The sequence below is a fragment of the Mesorhizobium sp. WSM3873 genome (genome assembly GCF_001672445.1).
Taxonomy (GTDB): Bacteria; Pseudomonadota; Alphaproteobacteria; order Rhizobiales; family Rhizobiaceae; genus Mesorhizobium.
Genome location: NZ_LYTM01000005.1, coordinates 160296 through 183373, shown reverse-complemented (window position 1 = coordinate 183373; position 23078 = coordinate 160296). Strand labels below are relative to the sequence as shown.

The 23078-nt window shown below is 61.8% G+C and carries 17 protein-coding genes and 1 pseudogene; 9 read left to right on the top strand and 9 right to left on the bottom strand.

The window, feature by feature from the left end:
- Window positions 1–504: 504 nt before the first annotated feature.
- The gene (locus A9K71_RS05355) at window positions 505–2154 is read right to left on the bottom strand and encodes an MFS transporter (RefSeq protein ID WP_066991365.1); all 1650 of its coding nucleotides are present in this window, start codon (window positions 2152–2154) and stop codon (window positions 505–507) included.
- 58 nt (window positions 2155–2212) lie between these two features.
- Between A9K71_RS05355 and A9K71_RS31175 the strand changes: the two genes are divergently transcribed.
- On the top strand, window positions 2213–2647 hold the full coding sequence (locus A9K71_RS31175) for a hypothetical protein (RefSeq protein ID WP_156752595.1): 435 nt from the start codon (window positions 2213–2215) through the stop codon (window positions 2645–2647).
- A gap of 267 nt (window positions 2648–2914) precedes the next feature.
- Here the strand turns inward: A9K71_RS31175 and A9K71_RS05345 are convergent, their stop codons facing one another.
- From A9K71_RS05345 to A9K71_RS29875, 7 genes and pseudogenes are all read right to left on the bottom strand, one after another.
- On the bottom strand, window positions 2915–3376 hold the full coding sequence (locus A9K71_RS05345) for a phasin (RefSeq protein ID WP_066991360.1): 462 nt from the start codon (window positions 3374–3376) through the stop codon (window positions 2915–2917).
- A 630-nt stretch (window positions 3377–4006) separates the two neighbouring features.
- On the bottom strand, window positions 4007–6427 hold the full coding sequence (locus A9K71_RS05340; protein ID WP_066991358.1) for a bifunctional diguanylate cyclase/phosphodiesterase: 2421 nt from the start codon (window positions 6425–6427) through the stop codon (window positions 4007–4009).
- 22 nt (window positions 6428–6449) lie between these two features.
- A complete protein-coding gene (locus A9K71_RS31925) occupies window positions 6450–6818 on the bottom strand; it encodes a hypothetical protein (protein WP_190234421.1) in 369 nt (122 codons plus the stop codon).
- A gap of 341 nt (window positions 6819–7159) precedes the next feature.
- Window positions 7160–9121, bottom strand: coding sequence for an EAL domain-containing protein (locus A9K71_RS05330; protein ID WP_066991354.1), 1962 nt, complete (start codon window positions 9119–9121; stop codon window positions 7160–7162).
- Window positions 9122–9747: 626 nt separating this feature from the next.
- Window positions 9748–11403: a chaperonin GroEL gene (gene groL, locus A9K71_RS05325; protein WP_066991352.1), complete on the bottom strand. Its 1656-nt coding sequence runs from the start codon at window positions 11401–11403 to the stop codon at window positions 9748–9750.
- A 62-nt stretch (window positions 11404–11465) separates the two neighbouring features.
- Window positions 11466–11762: a co-chaperone GroES gene (gene groES / locus A9K71_RS05320; RefSeq protein WP_019863563.1), complete on the bottom strand. Its 297-nt coding sequence runs from the start codon at window positions 11760–11762 to the stop codon at window positions 11466–11468.
- A 296-nt stretch (window positions 11763–12058) separates the two neighbouring features.
- Window positions 12059–12456 (bottom strand): annotated as a pseudogene (locus A9K71_RS29875) (MFS transporter); the annotation flags it as partial.
- A 348-nt stretch (window positions 12457–12804) separates the two neighbouring features.
- Between A9K71_RS29875 and A9K71_RS29870 the strand changes: the two are divergent.
- The gene (locus A9K71_RS29870) at window positions 12805–13020 is read left to right on the top strand and encodes a cold-shock protein (protein ID WP_082980360.1); all 216 of its coding nucleotides are present in this window, start codon (window positions 12805–12807) and stop codon (window positions 13018–13020) included.
- 92 nt (window positions 13021–13112) lie between these two features.
- On the opposite strand, the gene A9K71_RS05310 is transcribed toward A9K71_RS29870, so the two are convergent.
- On the bottom strand, window positions 13113–13574 hold the full coding sequence (locus tag A9K71_RS05310; protein WP_066991347.1) for a MucR family transcriptional regulator: 462 nt from the start codon (window positions 13572–13574) through the stop codon (window positions 13113–13115).
- A 423-nt stretch (window positions 13575–13997) separates the two neighbouring features.
- On the opposite strand from A9K71_RS05310, the gene A9K71_RS05305 reads away from it, so the two are divergent.
- The 7 genes from A9K71_RS05305 to A9K71_RS05275 all read left to right on the top strand — a co-directional run bounded on the left by A9K71_RS05305 (window position 13998) and on the right by A9K71_RS05275 (window position 23078).
- Window positions 13998–14288: a DUF982 domain-containing protein gene (locus A9K71_RS05305; protein WP_066991437.1), complete on the top strand. Its 291-nt coding sequence runs from the start codon at window positions 13998–14000 to the stop codon at window positions 14286–14288.
- Between the two features lie 246 nt (window positions 14289–14534).
- Window positions 14535–14774, top strand: coding sequence for a DUF982 domain-containing protein (locus tag A9K71_RS05300; protein ID WP_066991344.1), 240 nt, complete (start codon window positions 14535–14537; stop codon window positions 14772–14774).
- A 516-nt stretch (window positions 14775–15290) separates the two neighbouring features.
- Window positions 15291–15476 carry a hypothetical protein gene (locus A9K71_RS29865; RefSeq protein ID WP_082980354.1) on the top strand — a complete coding sequence of 62 codons (186 nt, stop codon included), beginning with the start codon at window positions 15291–15293 and terminating at the stop codon, window positions 15474–15476.
- A gap of 303 nt (window positions 15477–15779) precedes the next feature.
- The gene (locus A9K71_RS05290; RefSeq protein WP_348626976.1) at window positions 15780–16736 is read left to right on the top strand and encodes a DUF3991 and toprim domain-containing protein; all 957 of its coding nucleotides are present in this window, start codon (window positions 15780–15782) and stop codon (window positions 16734–16736) included.
- A gap of 143 nt (window positions 16737–16879) precedes the next feature.
- A complete protein-coding gene (locus tag A9K71_RS05285) occupies window positions 16880–17482 on the top strand; it encodes a DUF1419 domain-containing protein (RefSeq protein WP_066991335.1) in 603 nt (200 codons plus the stop codon).
- Between the two features lie 10 nt (window positions 17483–17492).
- Window positions 17493–17891 carry a DUF3085 domain-containing protein gene (locus tag A9K71_RS05280; RefSeq protein ID WP_066991332.1) on the top strand — a complete coding sequence of 133 codons (399 nt, stop codon included), beginning with the start codon at window positions 17493–17495 and terminating at the stop codon, window positions 17889–17891.
- A 90-nt stretch (window positions 17892–17981) separates the two neighbouring features.
- The gene (locus tag A9K71_RS05275) at window positions 17982–23078 is read left to right on the top strand and encodes an N-6 DNA methylase (RefSeq protein WP_066991328.1); all 5097 of its coding nucleotides are present in this window, start codon (window positions 17982–17984) and stop codon (window positions 23076–23078) included.

The window sequence follows — 23078 nt, the reverse complement described above, 5'->3', positions numbered from 1 at the left end:
ATTTTCGCCAGGACCAATCGGCTGCCGCGTCGCCTCAGCGACCGCACCTTTCGTGTTCGCTTTCGCGACATCGTTCGAGATGGCTGCCAGGTCGATGCCGACCCAGATCGACTCTGGCCGCTTTACGAGGCCACGCTTCTGTCTGATCTCGACGACAAAGGGTCGCCTGCTGCTTCATAGTGCTCTCGGCGGACTTGGGGGATTGCGAACGTCGTCTAAGCCCATCGCGCGCCGTCGTCCACCCGCCCCCACGCATTTTCCACATCAACCCAGCACCCTCATGGTGTCCGCTTCCGGCACGCTGTAGAAGCCAGGTCGTGACCGGATGAAATTGGTCTTTGGCTTCTGTCGCGGAACAGGATATTGCGTACCCACTCGCGCGAGACAGCCTGTTGTACATCTGCGCCGCTGACCATCGAATCCCGGTGGTTGTTCCGCGTTCGCCACGACCATTAGCAGTACCAACACTAGCAATCGCTGGTGCCTAGACGTGACGGTCAGGCTTCAATGACGGGGAAGTGGGAGGATTGCGCGTTTACGAGGCGGGCTGGTCGGCCGCTCAATCGAAAGCGTCATTTGAGGCGCTGCCTCTCCCGCCTGCAACCGGGAGACACGCTCGTCCAATTCCTTGTCTACTTCCGTGAGACGATGGTTGAGGCGAAGGTAGTCCGTCCAGGTCGGCGTGCGGAATGTCTCTGTCCATTGCATGGGCTTCTGCAGGTTGCGCTGAAGCGTCCAGTTCCGAGCACCGACGCGGCTGTGGATATGCCTGCGCTGCCGCATGAGCTCGAGGAAGGCCTCGACATTTTTCTCGGCTATCCGATATTCGACCTTGACCACGATAGGACCGCTTCTCGGCTTCAAATTGAGAGCGACAGCTGGGGCGTCGAATTCCTCCAAGGGATCGGGCTCGGACTCGCGGCGCTCGCGTAGAGGAAACAGAATGCCAGCTGCGGCGACGAGCAGCAGCGCTCCAGCGGAACCCTCCAGCGCCCACGTCAGGGAATGGCTTTGGGAGACCGTGCCCCATACCCAGCTGCCGGCCGCGATGCCGCCATCTATCAATGCATAGTAGATCGAAATCGTGCGCCCCACGACCCAGCGCGGGCTCGCCAGCTGCACGCTCACGCCAACCCCGGACCAGGCGGTGACCCAGCCGGCGCCGCCCAAGGCGAGCGCAAGTGCGGCCACCGGAATCGAAGAGGTCAGTGCAAGGGAGAGGGAGCAGGCCGCGCAGGCGACGCACGCGAGCTTCATCAGACGTTCTTGCGACAAGCTCCGTCTGAATGTGCCGTTGGAGATGCCAGCGAAGACGGCGCCCGTCCCGAAGCCTGCCATGAGCGTGCCATAGGCGAGCGGTCCGCCTCCCAGATGATCGCGGACTACCAGCGGCAGCAGTGCGAGAATGGCGATGCTTGCCAGGCCAAACAGGGTTCCGCGTGCGATCGCCGCCTTGATTTCCGAAGACATCGCCGTGAAGCGCAGCCCGTCATAGATCGCCGTCCTCATCGACTCGCGCGGGAGAGGCGAAGAGCGAACCTTCCACTTGCAGCGCCATATCGTGCCCAAAGGGACCAGATAGGTGAGTGTGGTCACGGTAAAAGCTGCCAAAAGCCCAAACGAGGCAACCACGATGCCGCCGAGCGCCGGGCCCACGGTCCGGACCGTGTTGAAGCCGACGGAGAGCAGGGTCACGGCGGCCGGGACATCGCGGCGGTCGACGATATCGCCAACCGAGGCCTGCCAGGCGGGATCGTGAAGAGCACCCCCGCATGCGATCAGGAAGCTGAAGCCGAGGATCATCCACGGACTGACAAAGCCCAGCGCCACAACCGCCGTCAGCATCGCAGATCCTATCACCATCAGGCAGCGGCCGGCGAACATGACCCGGCGACGGCTGAAATTATCGGCGAGGGCTCCGGCGAAGACGGACAAGATGAAAGCGGGCAGGTTCGATGAAGCCTGCACCAGCGCAACCATCAGATCGGAAGTCGAGATCGTCGCCATCAGCCAGCTGATGGCGACAGTCTGCATCAACCAGCCGAGAGAAGAGACCTGGGTAGCGAGCCAGATCGAACGAAAGGTCGGCTGCATGAGGGGCGCAAACGTCGTCGGCGCAGCCAAATCTTCAACTGATCCAGCCACTCTACTCATTTTTTGCGAGCCTTTGCTTTCCGTTATCGGCCGTCTCGCATGTAATCTCGACTGAACCGTGGCGGCTGGCAAAATTGAGAGAAACTCTTTTGCCTCCGACGAATGCGGCCACAGGTGTTTTGCAGACGAGACCCAGACCCGAGCCGGCTCACTCTGCCTTCGAAGACATCACCTGGGTGGAGCCCAGATTCTTGCTTGTCGTTTGACTCAGCATGCTTCATCCGAGCGTCACTACGCCACGCTGACCGCTTTCGTCATCGAAAGGCAAGCAGCGATCACCGATCTTGCGGTCGACATGTTTTCTAGGCTGATCGGCAGCAACAGTCGCAAGGCCGAAATCAGCCGAAAGGAGCGCCGCCTGAAAGAGGCTGACGTTCTCGATGGGGTGGCCGCGATCATCTCAAGCTCGGCTGCGCGGCGCTTCTGTCTGCCCCTGAAAGCAACACCAGTTTCGCATCCGCGATCGCAACCTCCCTTGGCTGGGACGGGTTGATCGCCAGCATGGCGGCAGCCAATTCTGTCGTGCGCCCTGAACGCAGCGACGAGTTCGACGAGCTCGTTGAGCGGCAAAATCATTGCGCAAGCTGGGCAGGCTCATGTTCTATGACGCGGTCACTAGAGACCGTCCTGCGGTCGATGAATCGATTGTGATGTGGCTACGGGCTTCGTCGGTGATTCAACATCCACTTTGAGGCAATCGCCGGAATTGCGCCCAGCACAGGACGGTCTTTCGCCCTGCCAAAAATTTGCAACGCAACCATCAGGCGGCCCTGCGTTCCTTCAAAGCCTTCTCAAAGGCATCCTTGATCGGCTTGGACATGTCCTCGCTAGCCCTCATCATCACAACCTGGAAACCTTTGGCCTGTTCGGCGGACTTTTCCACCTGTTCGCGAAGGAAAGCGGTCTGCAGTTCGATGAACTCGGACAGCGACTTCACGGCAACCAGCGCTTCAAGGTGCGTGAAGCCGGCTTCGGTATTGGCGCGCAAAGCGGCAATCATTTTCAGGGACACCTCGTTGCCGGTGGTCGTGGCTGTTTCAAAGGTCGACTCAAAAGCCCTTTGTGTCGTTTCGGCGTCCGAACTCAATTTGGAAAGTGCCTGCTTCGACTGCTCAAGGCCCTGGTCGACAACAGCGCGAACTTGCTCGGTAGCCGCGGACGGGTCGAAGGCGGGGGATTCGACGTTTTCGATCGTTTCGGTCTTGCCAGGGAGCTTGGACATTTTTCCATCCTTTTCCAGGACGGCCTCAGAGCAAAGCCGTCTCCTGAAGGTACGAAACCGTCGCAACGGATTTATGAAGCCCACATGAAATTTGCGCGAGTGCTGGCTGCGCCCGGCGTTGCCCAAATCGGGGTCGCCAATGAAGGCTGCCCGCAGGCGCAGGGCCTTCTACCTGTTACGGCACGCGGAGATCGGGAGCTTCCAAAAGAAAGTCTTGGACTATTGGCGCTTCCTTCCGTTGACATCGCTAGGTGTTACGTTGTCTCGGGCGCGCGACCGATACAGCTGGCCTTCTTGGCGGAATGCACGGCTGCAGTCACCGGAAGGCGCTGTGAGCACGTTCCGGTGCGCTTGCGGTGGCGCGAGAACTCATGCAGGAGCCCGCGAGCCGTAAACGAGCGCCTATGGGGATTTGTGTTTCGGAGCGTGCCAGCGCCTGTCGCGAACGGCCGCATCGGGTGCGCAGGACGAGTTGAACGAGAGGCTTCCAGGCCAGGTATCCGAAACTTGTCGCATATTTCGGACATGACCACGGTCGAACCCGATAGCGACCTCCGCTCGCGCCTGACCTGAGGAACAATGCACCCATCCCCGAACGCGCGAGTACGAACGTGTGACCCCGCTTCTGCACTACGCCGCGCTGTTCTTGACCAGGCGCAGTTCTTGGTTGCCCAGCCGTCGGGAAGCGGGCGTCCCGCCTTTGCGGCTCGTATGCTGAGCGAAGTCGGAAATCGGGCAGGGTCGGCCAAGTAAGTAACCCTGGATCGCATCACAGGCCTCTTGCCGCAGGAAGGTCAGCTCCGCGTCCGTTTCGACGCCCTCAGCCAGGACCGGGAGCTTGAGGCCCCGAGCGAGCCCAAAGACCGCACGCATGACGGCAGCCGCCTCATCGCTGCTATCCACCGCCCGCACAAGAGACTGGTCGACTTTGATCTTATCGAAAGGGAAGGCCCGCAGGTTCGACAGCGACGAGTATCCGGTGCCGAAATCATCCATTGCGATTTGGACCCCAAGGCCTTTGAGCCGGCGCAGCGCGGCGAGCGCGCGCCCCATGTCCTTGATCAGGCAAGTTTCCGTAATTTCCAGCTCGAGGCGGGACGGATCGAGACCGGTCTCTTTCAGCACTGCCCCGACCAGCTCGGGCAAATTCCCGCCATGAAGTTGCATGGCCGAAACGTTGACGCTGATTGCTAGCGGTTGTTGCCAGCTTGCCGCTTCGGCGCAGGCGGTCCGCAGCACCCATTCACCGATCTTCAGAATCGCGCCACACTCCTCCGCGATCGGGATGAACACCGCCGGCGGAACGGCGCCCCGTTCCGGATGATCCCACCGGAGCAGCGCTTCGAAACCGAATATTTTGTTGGACAGGAGTTCCGCCTGCGGTTGATAGACGAGGCGCAGTTGCTTGCGCGAAATCGCATGACGGACGTCGTGCTCGAACTGGCGACGATCGCGCAGATGCTCACCCATGGACGGCTCGAAAACGCAATAGACGCCCCGCCCCTGCATTTTGGCCTCATAGAGCGCGGCATCGGCATGGCTCAGAAGCGTCTTCCGATCGGGTGCATCGTTCGGGAACACAGCAATGCCGATGCTGGTGCCGATGGTGACGCCGGCGGGCAGGTTGGCCCCCGTGTCATTGCATGCGTCCAAGATGGCTTCAGCGGTGCGCGTTGCATAGGCGGCGCTCGGCAGACCGGGAACGATCACAGCGAACTCGTCGCCGCCCAAGCGCGCAACCATCTGCCCTGGCTTAAGGACGCCACTGATCTTCTCGGCCACACACTGCAGCACGGCGTCTCCAACGAGATGGCCGAAGAGGTCGTTGATCTCCTTGAAGCGGTCGAGATCGAGGAAGAGGACGGCAAGGCACCGCTCAGCGCTGCGATGCGTGGTAAACTCGGCCTCGAGCTTTTCGTTGAAGCTCGTGCGGTTTGGAAGCTTGGTCAAGGGATCGTGGTGGGCAAGGAACTGGATCTCCTCCTCCGCCCGCTTGCGCCCGCGGATATCGCGCACGGCAAGAACATGGTGTTGCTTGCCGGCATAGAGCATGCTGTGCCGGATCAGTTCAACCGGGACCGTGCTGCCGTCCGTCGCGCATAGTCCCACCTCCAGCGGCGTTTGCGCTGTGCCCGTGAGCTCGCCTTGCGAAACCGTGGGAAAGAAGGACGCGAGCGCGCGGCCGGCTGGCTGAGTGCCGTCCACGCAGGCAAGCGCGACGAAACTGCGATTGGCTGCCACAATATCGGTTTCGTTGCACACGATCAGCCCCTCCACGGCCGCGTCGGCCAGCTCCTGCATACGCGCTGCCTCGCCGGCGCGACGCAGATCACGCACATCGAGGGCGAGGCCGATGATGGCCAAAAGGATGATGACGATTGAAGCGAGGGCTACGCCAGTTGCCATCCAGTCCGCCGGCAACGCCGTCGCGGAAATGACAATGCGCGGGTCTGGCATGATTGCGGCGGCGGCCATCGCCGTGAAATGGTGGCTGCAAATCGCTACCGTCAGCACGACCGCGCCCAGCGCCTTCCACTTGACCGTGTTCGAGTGAAGGGCAACCGGCAATGCGGTTGCGCCGAACAGCCCACCAAGAATGATTGAGGCGGCGACGAGCGGCACATCCCAGACGACGCGGCCCTCGATCTCGAATGCGGCCATGCCAGTGTAGTGCATCACCGCGATGCCGCCCCCGACGACCGCACCGCCGATCCAGCGCCCATGTGGAATGCGCGGCGAGATGCCGATCGCGAGACCGGTGCCGGTCAACGCGATCGCGGCCAGCAACGACACGATCGTCAAGGCGATGTTATAGCCGCTCGACACAGCGGGCTGGAATGCCAACATGGCTATGAAATGCGTCGCCCAGATGCCGAAGCCGGTGGCGATCGCGGCGACAGCTAGCCAGACCCGTCGCATTTCGCTTTCACTGCGCCCGACATGGTGGAGGAGGTTCACAGCTGTGAAAGAGGCCAGGGCGCAGATGAAGGCCGCCAGCGCAACCAGACGCAGATCATGCTGCGTCGCAATGCAAGTGTAGACTTTCAACATGCTCTTCCCCCAGGCAGGATGATCACCCGTCTGGGGAGAAATCTACGGCCAAAACTTGAATAAAGCGCTTAAGCGGAAAATCCGCTTCGAGCTGGCGCTTGCGGTCGACGAATCGCCGGCAGAGATCGAGATCCAGCGCAAGGGTTAATCGCTGCGCAGATCTTGCTTCAAGCGCGGCTGCATCGAAAGCTTTTCGAGCAGGTGGTGGATGGGCCTCACTACGCAATACCCTGCAGACAGGCGTGTCGCTGCCTTTCCGTTTTCTCGGTCTGTCGATGAAGATCATGCAGCAGGATAGCGGCAGCATCACTAACATTGAACACGATGCGCTCTGAGCTATGGCGGCTAACCCGAACACGACCCGCTTCTCAAATCTGCTTAAGCCGGTCATCTCTGCGCCCCCAAGGCGATTATGCGGCAATAGGCCCAGTTCGTCTTCTTCCCGAGCCGAGCGCGGTTCCCGCTGTGATCGTGAAATCTCGACGCAATGCCGTCTCGACGTACCCCGTGCCTGGCCACAGCCTCAAACGTCGCCGCGAACAGCCGCTCCTTCTCCTCCCGAAACCAGCGCCGGCGCCGCTCGACCGACGTGATCACCTCGATCTGACGCTTCGTCACAGGGCTACTGCTAGTGCTTGCACAAGGATTGCGACCTTCAGCCTCCCTGAGCAAGGCGGCCGTACTCGTCGAGATTCGAGACAACCAGACCATCGCGCCAAGGTGCCGGTCTTGCTATTCGATTACCTGCTTCTGACCAAACGGCCTCGCAGCAATGCCAGGAATGTCGTCAATCCGGACAGGTTTCCCGATTAAATAGCCCTGAGCTTCATCACATCCGACGCGGCGCAGATAGTCGAGCTGGTCAGAAGTTTCGACGCCTTCGGCCGTTACCTCAATTCGAAGCTCATGCGCCAACTCAATCAATGATCTCACAATCGCGGCGCAGTCCGCATCGGTGAGCAAATCCTGGACAAAAGATCGGTCGATCTTGAGCCGCGAAAGAGGCAATTTACGAAGATAAGTGAGTGATGAATAGCCGGTACCAAAATCGTCAAGAGCAACTGTTACGGATAACGAACTTAACGATTGTAATAACGAAATTGTTTCTTCAAAATTCGAAATCAGAACATTTTCTGTAATCTCGACCTCCAGTCTCCGGGGCTCCAAACCGGCTTCAGCCAAGGTCTCTAAAATTCCATCTAGCAAGGCCTTGTTTTTAAGCTGCACTGCCGACAAGTTGACGGAGACCCGCAAGTCGCGCGGCCAGCGCGCAGCCGCCGAACAAGCCGTTTTGACAGCCCAGTGTCCGATGGAGTGAATCAAACCCGTTTCTTCAGCGATAGGTATGAACTCCGAGGGAGCGATCGCGCCAAGGGTCGGATGCTGCCATCGCAGAAGCGCTTCAAAACCTCGGATGCGATCGCTCCCGAGATCGAGAAAGGGTTGAAATGCAAGCCAAAGCTGGTCGCTGGCGAGCGCAGATGCCAGATCGCGTTCAAGGGCATGGCGCCTTGTGGCAGCTTCATCGTCGTTTGCGCTGAAAAACTGGATGGAACCCGTCCCCAGCGTCTTAGCCCTGTGTAGCGCGGTGTCGACGCAGCGCAGGAGTTGATTGGCATCCAAACCATCAGTGGGCGCCAAAGCGATACCGATAGAGGCCCTACAATATATTTCGCGTGCTTCAATCATGAAAGGGGTGCGCATGCCATCTATGATCTGTTGGGCTAAGGACCTGATTTGATCTGGCCTAATATCGCACGTGACGATTATAGCAAATTCGTCGCCCTCCAATCTCGCGATGCCATCGCTCTCCCGCGTCGATTTCCGAAGTCTCGCAGCCACTTCGACCAAAAGGGCATCCCCTATTGCGCGGCCAAAGCGATCGTTCACCTCGTCGAAATTGTTAAGATCGAACAAGAGTAACGCAAAGTGCTGGTCAAACTGCTTTGCGTCCACCAACGCGTTTTCCAGCCGCTCGTTGAAGCTGAACCGGTTTGGCAAACTCGTTAGAACATCCCTGCGAATGGCATTTTCGCTTTCCGCTTGCAGAATGAAGCGTCGGGTAAATTCGGACGCGTGAGCAAGCACGGCACGAAACAGCGTGATGGCGTAGCTCACCATCAGGATTGCGACGGGCACATTGACGGCTCCATCCAGCCACACAATCGCAACCGCTGAACCGACGAAGATCGGCAGCGTATACGCGACGGCCGCAATAGGAATCGTGGAAAAAGAAGCGGCACCGCCTGCGATCATGCCAGCGCTCAGGCAGGTAATGACAACCTGGGCGGCACTCGTTGCTCCTCCGAAGAACAGAACGGGAAGTGCACCCCACCAAGTGCCGAACAGGAAGGCGTTTCGCACCAGGTTTTGCGTTGTCCGGCGAGACACTGACCTTGGTTTGACTGACTGAAACGATGATCTCGCTCTTAGGCCTACGAACCCAGCGGCGGCGATGATCACACTCGCCCAGAGGATGGCTTTCGTCTGGTCGGGCGAGCCCCAAACCGCGATAACAAAAGTGGCCGCATTGAGTATGTTCGCAACCATGCCAAGAAGCGTGCTGCGAAGCACGATACTGACCTGCTCCGCCCTGATGCGGCCGGCAAGCGGTTCGATCGTTGAGGGCCCGCCAAAAACACGCAGGTCTCCCGCCAGAAGGTCGCCGAGCCTTGCGGCAGACAGACGCTGCATCACTCCTTCACTCCCCCGCGGTAGAGTAGTCAGCTGCGTATTGGTCGGTCCCCTAACACCGAACAATTCTGAAAAAGTAAATTTCAACCGCAAATTTGGACAGCCCAGTTGGGAAGCCAAGGGTTTTGGAAATTCGAAGATAGTGAAAACGCGATGCTCCCGTAGGACATCGCCGACCCAACCTGATCCCAATTATGCCCGTTCGCCCTCCGCCTTGTAGTCGGTTAACCAAAAGAACCGCAGGCTTTGCTGCCAAAGCACGCTGGCACAGAAAATCTACACTATGCGCCCTGAGGACCTTTGGCTCTCCCCGGTCGGATCAGCCGGGCAGCATCGTCATGATCCGGTAGCCCCCTGCAGCCATGCTGAGCTCTCACCCTTTGAAGGCTGGCAACTCGACGAGCCGTCCCGAGGTCCGGCACACAGGAGGCCTTCTCCACGATCATGTCAGCGCTGCGGGACGTAGGCGAGTTCGCTGTGGATCGCAGAGATGCCGGTCTCGATCTCCTCGAAGGCGAAGCAAGCCTGCTCGTCGGTTCGCGCCGTCGTTTTTTCGGACCAAGGTTCGCCCCAAAGAAAAGGGCGGCATCGCTGCCGCCCCTCGAGATTGTTGAGATGCGTGGACCTTAGAAATCCATACCGCCCATGCCACCCATGCCGCCGCCGCCCATGCCGCCAGGCATGCCGCCGCCAGCCGACTCCTTCTTCGGAGCCTCGGCGATCATGGCTTCGGTGGTGACCAGCAGGCCGGCGACCGAGGCCGCGTCCTGCAGAGCCGTGCGCACGACCTTGACCGGGTCGACGATGCCCATGGCGATCATGTCGCCATATTCGCCGGTCTGGGCATTGAAGCCGAAGGTCGGGCCCGTGTTCTCGAGGATCTTGCCGGCAACGATCGAGGCTTCCGCACCGGCATTGGCCGCGATCTGGCGAGCCGGAGACTGCAGCGCGCGACGAACGATGGCGATGCCGGCGGTCTGGTCGGAGTTGGCGCCGCTGACAGTGATGGCCAGCGAAGCACGCAGCAGCGCGACGCCGCCGCCGGGAACGATGCCTTCTTCCACGGCCGCGCGGGTCGCGTTCAGAGCGTCGTCAACGCGGTCCTTCTTTTCCTTGACCTCGACCTCGGTCGCGCCGCCGACGCGGATCACCGCGACGCCGCCCGCGAGCTTGGCCAGACGCTCCTGCAGCTTCTCCTTGTCGTAGTCCGAGGTGGTCTCCTCGATCTGCTGCTTGATCTGGGCAACGCGGCCCTGGATCTCTTCTTTCTTGCCGGCGCCGTCGACGATGGTGGTGTTCTCCTTGGAGATCGACACCTTCTTGGCGCGGCCGAGCATATTGAGGCCGACACTCTCGAGCTTGATGCCGAGGTCTTCCGAGATGACCTGGCCACCGGTGAGAATGGCGATGTCTTCCAGCATGGCCTTGCGGCGGTCACCGAAGCCCGGAGCCTTGACCGCGGCGATCTTCAGGCCACCGCGCAGCTTGTTGACGACCAGCGTAGCCAGAGCCTCGCCTTCGACGTCTTCCGAGATGATGAGCAGTGGCTTCGAGGTCTGCACGACGGCTTCCAGGACCGGCAGCATGGCCTGCAGGTTGGAGAGCTTCTTCTCGTGCAGCAGGATGTAGGCGTCTTCCAGATCGGCGACCATCTTGTCGGCTTTGGTGACGAAGTAGGGCGAGAGATAGCCGCGGTCGAACTGCATGCCTTCGACGACTTCCAGCTCGGTCTCGGCGGTCTTGGCTTCCTCGACGGTGATGACGCCTTCGTTGCCGACCTTCTGCATCGCTTCCGCGATCATCTTGCCGACCGATTCGTCGCCATTGCCGGCGATGGTGCCGACCTGGGCAACCTCCTCGGAGGTCTTGATCTTCTTGGCGTTCTTGATCAGCGTCGCGACGACCTCGGTGACGGCGAGGTCGATGCCGCGCTTCAGGTCCATCGGGTTCATGCCGGCGGCAACCGCCTTGTTGCCTTCCTGGACGATCGACTGCGCCAGAACGGTCGCGGTCGTGGTGCCGTCGCCGGCGATGTCGTTGGTCTTCGAAGCGACCTCGCGCAACATCTGCGCGCCCATGTTCTCGAACTTGTCCTCAAGCTCGATCTCCTTGGCGACGGTGACGCCGTCCTTGGTGATGCGCGGGGCGCCGAACGACTTGTCGATGACGACATTGCGGCCCTTGGGACCGAGGGTGACCTTCACCGCGTCGGCGAGGATGTTGACACCGCGCAGCATGCGCTCACGGGCGTCGCGGGAGAATTTTACGTCTTTTGCAGCCATGGTTAGCTCCTGACAGGGGCTCGGGAAGAGCCCGAAAACTCAGTTGATGGACAGGCCGAAATTCAGCCGATGATGCCCATGATGTCGGATTCCTTCATGATCAGAAGGTCTTCGCCATTGAGCTTGACTTCAGTGCCCGACCACTTGCCGAACAGGATGCGGTCGCCGGCCTTGACGTCGAGCGGGACGAGCTTGCCGGCTTCGTCGCGGGCGCCGGAACCGACGGCGATGATCTCGCCTTCCTGCGGCTTTTCCTTAGCCGTATCGGGGATGATGATCCCGCCCGCGGTCTTGGATTCGGATTCGACCCGACGAACGACCACGCGGTCATGCAGCGGCCGGAAATTCGACTTTGCCATTTTGGATATCCCTGGTGCGGAGGTTGAAAGGTTCTCCGTTGCCGGAGCCCGGTTAGCACTCGCCAGTGGAGAGTGCCAACGTGGCGGTGAGATAGGCTGTAGGTTCGTCCTGGTCAAGACGGATGAGCGGACAGCCGAAGAGCAAAAGATTTGGAATCGAGACGGAAGCCTGGCCTCCATTACGGGCGCATCCCGCTGCCTAAGCGCGTTTCGGCCGTCAGCTCTGGGCCGACTTTCGTCTGTGTTAAAAAATGTGAAATTATGTGAAATTAACGGCCGAGCAGGCGGCGGACTCGACTAAAGGCAGCGCCGCAACCGGCCAGACAGCTCAGGGCGAGGATCATCCAGAGATTGTAATATCCCATCGCTACAAGAGCAGTCAGCATGATCGATGACAAGGCTATCACGCACCAGCCGATCGCCATGACATGGCGGCGGCTGAAATTGTCGGCGATGGCCCGGCGAAGATCGACAGAATGAATACGGGCAGCGTCGTGAAGGTCTGCACCAGAGCGACCATCACGTCCGAGGTCGAAATGGTTGCCATCAGCCAGCTGACCGCAACGGTCTGGAACAGCCAGCCCAGGCTCGACACCTGTGCGGCAAGCCAGATAACACGAAAGGTGGGATTCTCCAGCGGAGCGAACGTCGCCGACGAAACCGAAGCCGCGTCCGCGCGCGCCACCCTGCTCATTGGGCCGAGCCTCTCTTTTCGTGTAGAAGTTAAATTGGAGATCTCTCCTTTGGTGCACTTGCATATGGAGATTGGCAGGATGAGGGCATTGTAGGTGCCGAGCCGAAGTAATTTTCGAAGGCTGCTTCAAAGCCAATATGAAACCGTTCTGCTGGAGATACCTGTCCCATAGCCAAAGCGCCAATCGATCGTCCTACGGGAATTAACGAACGCCCGGTTGGCGCGATCAGCGCGCAGGCGCCACTCAATTCGCCGGAGCGACCTCATTAGCTGCGTCTATCCGCGCTTATCATCCGAGACGGTTTGGCTTAGGGCCAGGCGACACTGCAATGCTAAAGAGGAAACACCATAGATGGCGATCGGAACCGGAAGTGGTTCAACAGCTCCAAGGGCTTCGGCTTCATCCAGCCCGATGCGGGCGGCCCGGACGTTTTCGTCCACATTTCTGCTGTCGAGCGTGCAGGTCTGTCATCGCTCGCCGATGGTCAGAAGATCAGTTACGAAATCGAGCAGGACCGCCGCACCGGCAAGTCCTCGGCCGGCAATCTCAGCAAAGTACGCTAATCGTCCTTGGCACCATTCAGGCCAGAACGATTGGCGAAAGGCGGGATCTCCGCCTTTCAAAAGGCACATGGCCGAAGAACGAGCGAACGATGTCAGGAGGCCGCCTTGTTGCGGCTCCTCTTTGCCGGTGCGGCCTGTTGGGCCTCATTGGGTTTTCTGCCGAGGCCCATGGTCTTCGCCAAAGCTGAGCGCGCGGCGGCATAGTTCGGGGCAACCATCGGATAGTCTGCCGATAGTCCCCATTTCGCCCGGTATTCTTCGGGCGTCAGACCATAGTGGGTCGCCAGATGCCGCTTCAGCGACTTGAACTTCTTTCCATCCTCCAGGCTGATGATGTAGTCGGGCGTGACCGACTTCCTGATGGGAACGGCAGGCTTGAGGTCCTCAGGCTTCGCAACCAGGCCGCCCATCGTGCCCTTCAACGCCGTATGCACCTGGCCGATTAGAGCCGGAAGCTCACCTACCGGGAGCGGATTGTTCGACACATAGGCCGACACTACTTCGGCGGTAAGCTCGATAAGGGCGTCAGTATTGTTTTCGGCTTCTTCTGTCACGCAATGCTCCTGCTTTGATAAACGGCGGCGGATCGGTTTTATTAATGAAGGCAGCCATAGAATGCAATCAAAGTCAGGGCTCCCGTAGCACTGGGTCCCAAATTGCGGGCCGAGGCACACGATGGTTCTACCCTGATGCCGACAGCTTCCGGCAAAAAATCGGTCGGACCCGCCGAGGGGTTTTGCGGTTCATGAAACTGCTTTCGAGCAGAATGAGTTTCGTTTCGCCGTCTTTGACGGCCTCGAAAATCAACCTGCGCTGCGCATCTTGATGCCCTGATCCCGCAACCTTCCCTAGGCACCTGCGCCAAGGAGAAATCTTCGATCCAGCCCCTTGAACCGTCTCGGTCCGGACAGCACATTGCGATGGTTGCCGAGCGGAATGCTCGTGCAAAGCAGGGGTTCGCCAAGTGGGAGGAGCGCATGGATGCAGAGGACTTCGGGAGCCCTATTTTCGTGAAGCGTGCGACCTACATCGTCCAAGAGATTGCGAGCCTTGCGGACGCCATCGATTTCCTCAATGACTGGCCTGAGGATCAAAGAGATCTGACCCACCAGACCGCTCTTCGGGCTTGCTATGACGCAGAGGATGGGCACAAGCCCGTGACCGCCGCGCACCATGCTTTTATCGATTTCGCCAGGCAGGTCGCCATCCTCGAAGATCCAATCTCTGCCATGCAGTGGATCGCCGCCTGCAAGAAGCGGCGCGCGTAGGGACGGTTTGGATTGTAGCCAAGCTTGGGGGTATTCCGTTCAGATTTTCACCGAGCGCGGACAAGGGCGGAAGAATCTCCATCATCGCTGGTAATTCCGGAAAGCCGGGATGACAGTGCTTATGGCGATCGGATAGCCGCCGAGGGATCGAGTTGGGCTTTCGGGTTTGCCTGTCTCTGTCACCTCGGGTGAGGCATAAAGCTGGGCCGAGCGGACCTTGCCGCACGACTTGAGGGGAACGGTGAGTTGAGCAGATTTGAGCGGCCGGTCGTGGTCCAGGTAAGCCGCCACGCCGCGGAGCGCGTCGTGTTCGATGTCAATGACGCGGCCACGATCTTGCTGCGGGATCTCCCGCGTGAAACGGAAAAGCGCAAGGCAGCGATGGACGCGTGTCTGCGCGTGTTGCGCGGTGAGAGCCATCCACCGGCCGCCCGCCGAGCTTTCGTCGCAGCGGCGCTTGAAGCAAAAATCCTGCGCAGCGATTGAAAATTTACGACGCGCATTGCGTCCCTTCTTTCTCCATTGCGATCCGCCAGCGCCATGATCGCGCCTGGCGTTGGACGAGCGGCAGCCGAGCGAGCTACATTCGTAGCGCCAGCGGCGAGCGCGGTTCTGGTTCCAAGGCGCTGCATTGGGGAGCGTGGCTGAGCAGGCGCCGCTAATTCAGCGGGTTCGGGCCATGTCGTGGTGCGACCTCTGAGGATCGCACGGGCTGGCGGCGGATGCTAACCTGAACAACCAGCCAGCGGCACAGAGCCTTGGCGTTCATCCAGTTCGCAAGATCGGCATGCACCAGCGCTTATCCATAGGAGCAACCCAACCCCGCTCTTCTGCGATGGCTTTCCTGGTCCTGTTCCGGATCTTCCACGATCAACCCTCAAGGGGTCCGCTAGCAAGCTGCGGCCGCTTGGCTAAAGCCCGCGCGGTGATCGCGACCGGCCCACGACACTGACGGGAGCCATCGAGCGGGGATTGGCCTCGCTCAAAGTGGAAGGCCCTCAAATGTCGCACGATCTTGCCCTGGCTCAACACCACGCCCTGGACCTCGCCCGCACCCTGATGGTCCCCGTCATCCTCTTCAAATCCGGCAACGCGATCGGTGTGCTCCGCAGCGATGAGATCGAGCCTGGCGATGATCTCGAAATCCTTCACGAATACGACCCATTCCAGATCAGGCCGGCTCGTTGAGCCGGCCCGGAGCTTGGCGGCCCGCCCCGTCACAAAGCCCAAATTGCACCGACCGTGATCCAACGGCCTGCCGATCGGCGGGCCGATGCGCGGCGATTGGGTGCCGCTTGCGAGCGAGCGGCGGCAAGGGAGGCTGCGCCGCGGCTGGGAAAATCACAGTGCTCCGAACATTCCTCAGTTGCCCGGCCGCGCCCTTGCCTCCGTCGCTCTTCGCGGCCTTGGGGTCGGGTCCCGCGGGATTCGCGGGAAAGGAAACCGAACAGGAAGGGACGGAACCTCATGGGCGCCGGGATAAGAATGGAGATGAGCGATGTCGAGGAACTCAGAAGTGGCGTTCTGTGTACTGCGGTGCTGGAGCGGGCGGGCTTCGCGGTCGATCAGAAGGAGAGCACTAGACGCGCCGTAAAATTCCGGCGCGGCGCCGAAATCATCATCGTCATTCACGACGGCAAAGGCTGGTTCGATCCACTGTCGGAGGCCAAGGGAGACGTGTTCCGCCTGGTCGAGCGCCTCGAGGGTGTCCGCTTCGTGGAAGCGCTAGATCATGTGGCGGATTTGATCGGCTTCGTTCCCAGCGAGCCCCTCTGGACGAGAGTTCCTCACAAACATCCTCCGGACCGTTCCATTTCCGAGCGTTGGCAAAGCCGCCGCGGGCCGTGGCCCGGGTCCATGACCTGGCGCTACCTGCGCCAGGAACGCCGTCTGACAGAAACCGTCATCCGCGTGGCGATCCGCCAGGAGCGGCTCCGGGAAGGTCCGCGCGGCAGCATGTGGGCGGCGCACACCGATGAGGCCGGCGTGCTCACCGGCTGGGAGGAGCGCGGTCCTGAATGGCGGGGGTTTGCGAGCGGCGGCGCCAAGCTGCTGTTTCGTCTTGGCGCTGTCGAGGCAACCCGCTTCTGCGTCACCGAAGCGGCTATCGATGCCATGAGCCTTGCCGCGATCGAGGAGCTGCGGCCCGGCAGCCTTTATCTCAGCACCGGTGGCGGCTGGGCGCCGGCGACCGTGGCGGCGATCCGCGGGCTTGCGGCGCGCAACGGCGCTCTTCTTGTCGCCGCGACCGACAACAACACCCAGGGCGACGTCTATGCCGGGCGGCTCGAAGCGGTCGCGGTGGAGGCGGGGTGCGGTTTCGAGCGGCTGCGTCCCGTCGCCGATGATTGGAACGAGGACCTGCGTGCGCGAAAACTCCAGAAGAAGGGAGAAGGAGGGGGACAAAAAACCCGGCTGCCGCATGCCCGCCGGCCGCGTCAAGGGTGAAGCTTCGCCCGGCTGACGCCGGCCCTTGACCCGCCCGGACGGGGAGGCGGCCGCGGGGGAGGGGTCAGGAAGGGCTGAAGACGATGGCGCAATCGAGATGATGAGCCGCGCTCCGGCCCGACGAGGCTAAGAAGGAGCCCCCCATGAACGCCACCTCTCCCATCCGCAAGATCTACCAGGGCATCGCCGACCGCCGGCAGATATTTCGCTTGTTCGATCGCCATGCGCACCGGCCCAACCGCTTCGCGGATGATGCCGGGGCTCTTTACCGGAACGAATGGTTCGAGCTGGACCAGTCCGGACACGACTACATGCTCGGCATCCTGCCGCCGCTCTGGATGCGCCCGGAGATGTTCGCGCTCAGCGAATTCCTCACCGGCAGCGTCACCAGCGTGTTTTTCCGGCTGAGCATCGAGGGCCGCGTCCGCTATTTCCACAGCTATTGCGATCTCGCCGACAAGGGCTCGCCCGAGCGCATGCGGGCCGCGATCGTGGAGCGCGAGTCCTGGCCGGTTAAGGCGATGACGCATGAGGAGCGCCTCGAGCATATCTGGTCGAGCACGCATGACGACTATCGCGGTTATGCCGGCGAGGACTGGCTGCCCGAGTTGCGCGGCAAGCGCACTCTGCTCGTCTATGACCGCGGGCGCACCGTGCTCAAGCTGCTCGAGGATCTGACCGACGCGGAGATCGCCGCCAAGCTGCCCGTGCATCTCAGGCACTTGCCCCTCGACGTCGCGGCGTGAGGTGGGGACGATGTTTACATTTCCGATTGTGGCGGTCCGCAAGGTGATCGATCAGGGCATTGCCGATGCGGCGCAAAATGGCGGGTTTCGCAACCCCTATTACGGTACAAGGCCCGGCGAGGGCGAGAAGTCCGGCGTCTGGCTGGTCGGCGACCAAGGTGTCTATCTATGCTCCAACGGCAAGCTCGCCGAGGGAGCGCGTCCCCTCGTCGTCTATTCCGAGCAATGCCACCCGGACGGCCATCCCGACTGGTGGGACTACAAGCGCCGGCATTTCGGGGCCGATGACGGCATCGAGTTCATCGAGGCCGAGCGGCTTGTCCCGCTCTTTGACCGCCATCGGCGCGCAACACATCTCACCATCGCGCTCACCGAGGCCGAAATCGCGCTCTCGCTGATCACCCGCTGACCTTCCCAAAAACCGGCGCCGCGTTTCGCCTAGCCGACCCTGTTCGGCCGGGAGTTTCGCGCGCGCCTTTCGAGCACAGGAGCCTTTCCAATGGCGCATGACGACCCCTTGACCATCGACCTCTTCGGCAACACCTCATCCGGCCTCGGCCTCGGCGTGACCGCTTTCACGTCCGGATTTGACGCCGGCCCGAACTGCGACCACGATCGACCGCCTTCCGCGCCGGCACCGTCTCTGCCGGTTGCGACCGCCGCCCGCGCGTCGGCACGCGCCCGGCGGGAACTGGGTGCGAACTTTCATCTCATTGGCGAGCGTGATCTGGCGCGCGGTTGGAAGGAGCGGGCCCGCGACAACATCGCGGCGATCAGGCTTTCGGCCGAGATCGAGGCCGCGCAGAGGCCGGCCACGCGCGAGGAACAGCAAAGGCTGATCCGGTTCACCGGCTTCGGCGCAACCGAGCTCGCCAATGGCGTCTTTCGCCGCCCCGGCGAGATCGAGTTTCGCGACGGCTGGCAGGAGATCGGAGCCCAACTGGAAGACTTGGTCGGCGGGGCTGACTACGCTTCACTCGCCCGCTGCACGCAATATGCGCATTTTACGCCGGCGTTCATCGTCCGGGCGATCTGGGCGGGCCTGCTGCGGCTTGGCTGGTGCGGCGGCCGTGTTCTCGATCCCGGCTTTGGCACGGGACTCTTTGCGGCCTTGATGCCGCCCGAGCTGCACGACCGTTGCCACGTCACCGGAGTCGAGCTCGATCCCGTCACGGCGCGCATCGCCCGGCTGCTGCAGCCGCAGGCGCGCATCGTCAACGCAGACTTCGCCCGCACCGAACTCCCTGCTTCGTTCGACCTTGCCATCGGCAACCCGCCCTTTTCGGCACGCACCGTGCGCTCCGACCCTGCCTACCGATCGCTCGGCCTGCGGCTGCACGACTATTTCATCGTCAAGGCGCTTGGATTGCTCAAGCCGGGCGGCCTCGCCGCCTTCGTGACCAGCCACGGCACCTTGGACAAGGCCGACAGCATGTGCCGGAAGCAGATCGCCAAATCGGCCGACCTGATCGCCGCCTTCCGCCTGCCCGAGGGCAGCTTTCGCGCCGATGCCGGAACAGACGTCGTGGTCGACATCCTGTTCTTCCGCAAGCGCAAGGCGGGCAACCCCGAAGGCGACCTTGCCTGGCTCGATCTCGAGGAAATCCGGCCGGCGACGGAAGACGAGGGCGCCATCCGCGTCAATCGCTGGTTCGCGCGTCATCCGGACTTCGTGCTCGGCGCCCACGCGCTGAGCCGCGGCATCTATGGTCCCGATAAGACCTATACCTGCCTGCCGCGCCCCGCCGGCGATCTCAACGAAGCGCTGACGGCCACAATCTCGCTGCTGCCGCAATCGCTCTATGATGGCGAGCCGGAGGCGATCGACCGCGACGGCGAGGACGACGACGCGCCGGCCGACGGCGAGCGGTCCGACCGCCATGTCCGCGAAGGCAGCTTCGTCGTCGACCACCGTCATGGGCTAATGCAAGTCGTCGACGGCGAGCCGGTCCCGGTCAGCATTCGCAAGAGCCGCGCCGGCGACGGCATCCCGCAAAAGCATGTCCGGATCATCCAGAAACTGGTCCCGATCCGCGATGCCGTGCGCGCGGTGCTGAGGTGCCAAGAGCTCGACCGACCGTTTCGGCAAGCGCAGGTCGCCCTGCGCGTCGCCTGGTCAAGCTTTGTCAGGGATTTCGGCCCGATCAACACCACCGTCGTCTCGACCACCGAGGATGAGGAAACCGGTGAGGTGCGCGAGACGCATCGCCGTCCGAACCTGCAGCCGTTTGTGGATGACCCCGATTGCTGGCTCGTCGCCTCGATCGAGGACTATGATCTCGAATCCGACACCGCGCGGCCCGGCCCGATCTTCACCGAGCGCGTGATCGCGCCGCCGTCGCCGCCGCTCATAAGCTCGGCCGTGGACGCGCTCGCCGTGGTTCTCAACGAACGCGGCGGCGTCGATCTAGATCACATCGCCGAGCTTTTGCATTCCGATACCGACACTGTCGTCGCCGAACTCGGCAGCGCCATTTTCCGCGATCCGGCCAACGGGTCCTGGCAGACAGCGGATGCCTATCTGTCGGGCGCGGTGCGCGACAAGCTGAAGACCGCCGAGGCCGCGGCATCGCTCGATCCCGGCTATCAACGCAATGTCGCGGCCCTCAGGGAGGTGCAGCCCGCCGATCTCAGCCCCTCCGACATTACAGCGCGACTCGGGGCGCCGTGGATTCCGGCCACCGATGTCGTTGCCTTCGTCAAGGAGAGCATGGGTGCCGAGATAAAGATCCATCACATGCCCGAACTTGCCTCATGGACCGTCGAGGCCCGTCAGCTTGGGTGGATTGCCGCCGGAACATCGGAATGGGGCACCGAGCGCCGCCACGCCGGCGAACTGCTGGCCGATGCGCTGAACAGCCGCGTCCCTCAGATATTCGACACCATCCGGGACGGCCAGATCGAGCGCCGCGTTCTCAATGTCGTCGACACGGAAGCGGCAAAAGAGAAGCTGCAGAAGATCAAGACCGCTTTCCAGAACTGGGTCTGGTCCGATCCCGATCGCACCGACCGCCTGGCGCGTGCCTACAATGACCGTTTCAACAACATCGTCCCGCGAAGATTTAACGGCGACCATCTGCGGCTTCCGGGCGCCTCTGGCGCCTTTTCGCTTTATGGGCACCAGAAGCGCGGCATCTGGCGCATCGTCTCGGCCGGCTCGACCTATCTCGCCCACGCCGTCGGCGCCGGCAAGACGATGACGATTGCCGCCGCGATCATGGAGCAGAAGCGCCTGGGCCTGATCGCCAAGGCCATGCTGGTCGTTCCCGGCCACTGCCTGGCGCAGGCCGCGAGAGAATTTCTCGCGCTTTATCCCAGTGCCCGCATCCTCGTCGCCGACGAGACGAACTTTTCCTTGGCCAAGCGGCACCGCTTCCTCTCCCGCGCCGCGACCGCCAACTGGGACGCGATCGTCATCACCCATTCGGCATTCCGCTTCATCGGTGTGCCATCCGCCTTCGAACAGCAGATGATCCAGGACGAGCTTGAGCTCTACGAGAGCCTGCTCACCAAGGTCGAGAGCGACGACCGCGTCTCGCGCAAGCGGCTGGAACGCTTGAAGGAGGGCCTGAAGGAGCGGCTCGAAGGTCTTGCCACGCGCAAGGATGATCTTCTCACCATCTCCGAGATCGGCGTCGACCAGATCGTCGTCGACGAGGCGCAGGAATTCCGGAAATTGTCCTTCGCCACAAACATGTCGACGCTCAAGGGTGTCGATCCCAATGGCTCGCAGCGCGCCTGGGACCTCTATGTGAAATCCCGGCTTATCGAGACCAAGAACCCGGGCAGGGCGCTCGTGCTCGCTTCGGGCACGCCGATTACCAACACGCTTGGCGAGATGTTTTCCGTGCAGCGCTATCTCGGCCATGGCGCGCTCGCCGAACGCGGCCTGCATGAGTTCGATGCCTGGGCCTCGACCTTCGGCGACGTGACGACCGAACTGGAGCTTCAGCCCTCCGGGAAATACAAGCCGGTGACGCGCTTCGCCAGCTTCGTCAACGTCCCCGAGCTGATCGCAATGTTCCGCTCCTTTGCCGATGTCGTGATACCGCAGGACCTGCGCGACTATGTCAAGGTGCCCGCGGTCTCGACCGGCCGCCGCCAGATCCTGACTGCCAAGCCCACGCCGGCCTTCAAGCGCTACCAGCTGGTGCTCGCCGAGCGCATCAAGGCGATCGAGATGCGCGACCGGCCGACGGAGCCCGGCGACGATATTCTTCTCTCGGTCATCACCGACGGGCGCCATGCCGCGATCGATCTGCGGCTGGTCGATCCCGACAACGACGACGAGCCCGACAACAAGCTCAATCTTCTTGTCTCGAACGCCTTCCGCATCTGGAAGGAAACGGCGGACAGCGCCTATGTCCGTCCCGACGGCAAACCCTACGAGCTAGCCGGCGCCGCGCAGATGATCTTTTCCGATCTCGGCACGATCAATGTCGAAAAGACGCGGGGGTTTTCCGCCTATCGCTGGATCCGCGACGAGCTGATCCGCCTGGGCGTTCCCGCCTCAGAGATCGCCTTCATGCAGGATTTCAAGAAATCTGAAGCCAAGCAGCGGCTGTTCGGCGCTGTGCGCGCCGGCAAGGTGCGGTTCCTCATCGGATCCTCCGAGACGATGGGCACCGGCGTCAACGCGCAGCTTCGTCTGAAAGCGCTGCATCACCTGGACGTGCCCTGGCTCCCCTCGCAGATCGAGCAGCGTGAGGGCCGCATCGTCCGCCAGGGCAACCAGCATGACGAGGTCGAGATCTTCGCCTATGCGACGGAAGGCTCGCTCGACGCCACCATGTGGCAGAACAACGAGCGCAAGGCCCGCTTCATCGCCGCAGCACTCTCCGGTGACACTTCCATCCGGCGGCTTGAAGACCTGGGCGAAGGGCAGGCGAACCAGTTCGCCATGGCCAAGGCGATTGCATCTGGTGATCAGCGTCTGATGCAGAAGGCCGGTCTCGAGGCTGACATTGCACGGCTCGAGCGCCTGCGCGCCGCCCATATCGACGACCAGCATGCCGTGCGCCGGCAGATCCGCGACGCCGAGCGCGACATCGAGCATTCGACGCGCCGTATCGTGGAAATCGGCAAGGACAGGGAGCGGCTTGTTCCGACAGCCGGTGAGGCCTTTGCCATGAGCGTGACCGACAGGTCTTACGCCGAGCGCAAGGAGGCCGGCCGGGCACTGATGAAGGAGATTCTCACCCTGGTTCAGCTACGGCATGACGGCGAGACCCTCATCGCCTCGATCGGCGGGTTCGACCTGCAATTCTGTGGCGAGCGCTTCGGGCAGGACGGCTATCGCTACACCACTGTCCTCCAGCTCACCGGAGCCGATGATGAGATCGAGCTGCCGGTGACGGTAACGCCGCTCGGCGCGGTCGCCCGGCTCGAACATGCCCTGTCGAGTTTCGACCAGGACCGGGAACGCTATCGGCAGCGTCTCGCCGAAGCCCGGCGCCGTCTCGCCTCCTACCAGTCCCGCGACGGCGGAGAATTCGCCTTCGCCGGCGAGCTGGCCGAAAAGCGCCGGCAGCTTGCCGAGGTCGAAGAAGCCCTCGCGGCCGACATCGAAGTCGTCGCGGATGCCGTCGCCGCCTGA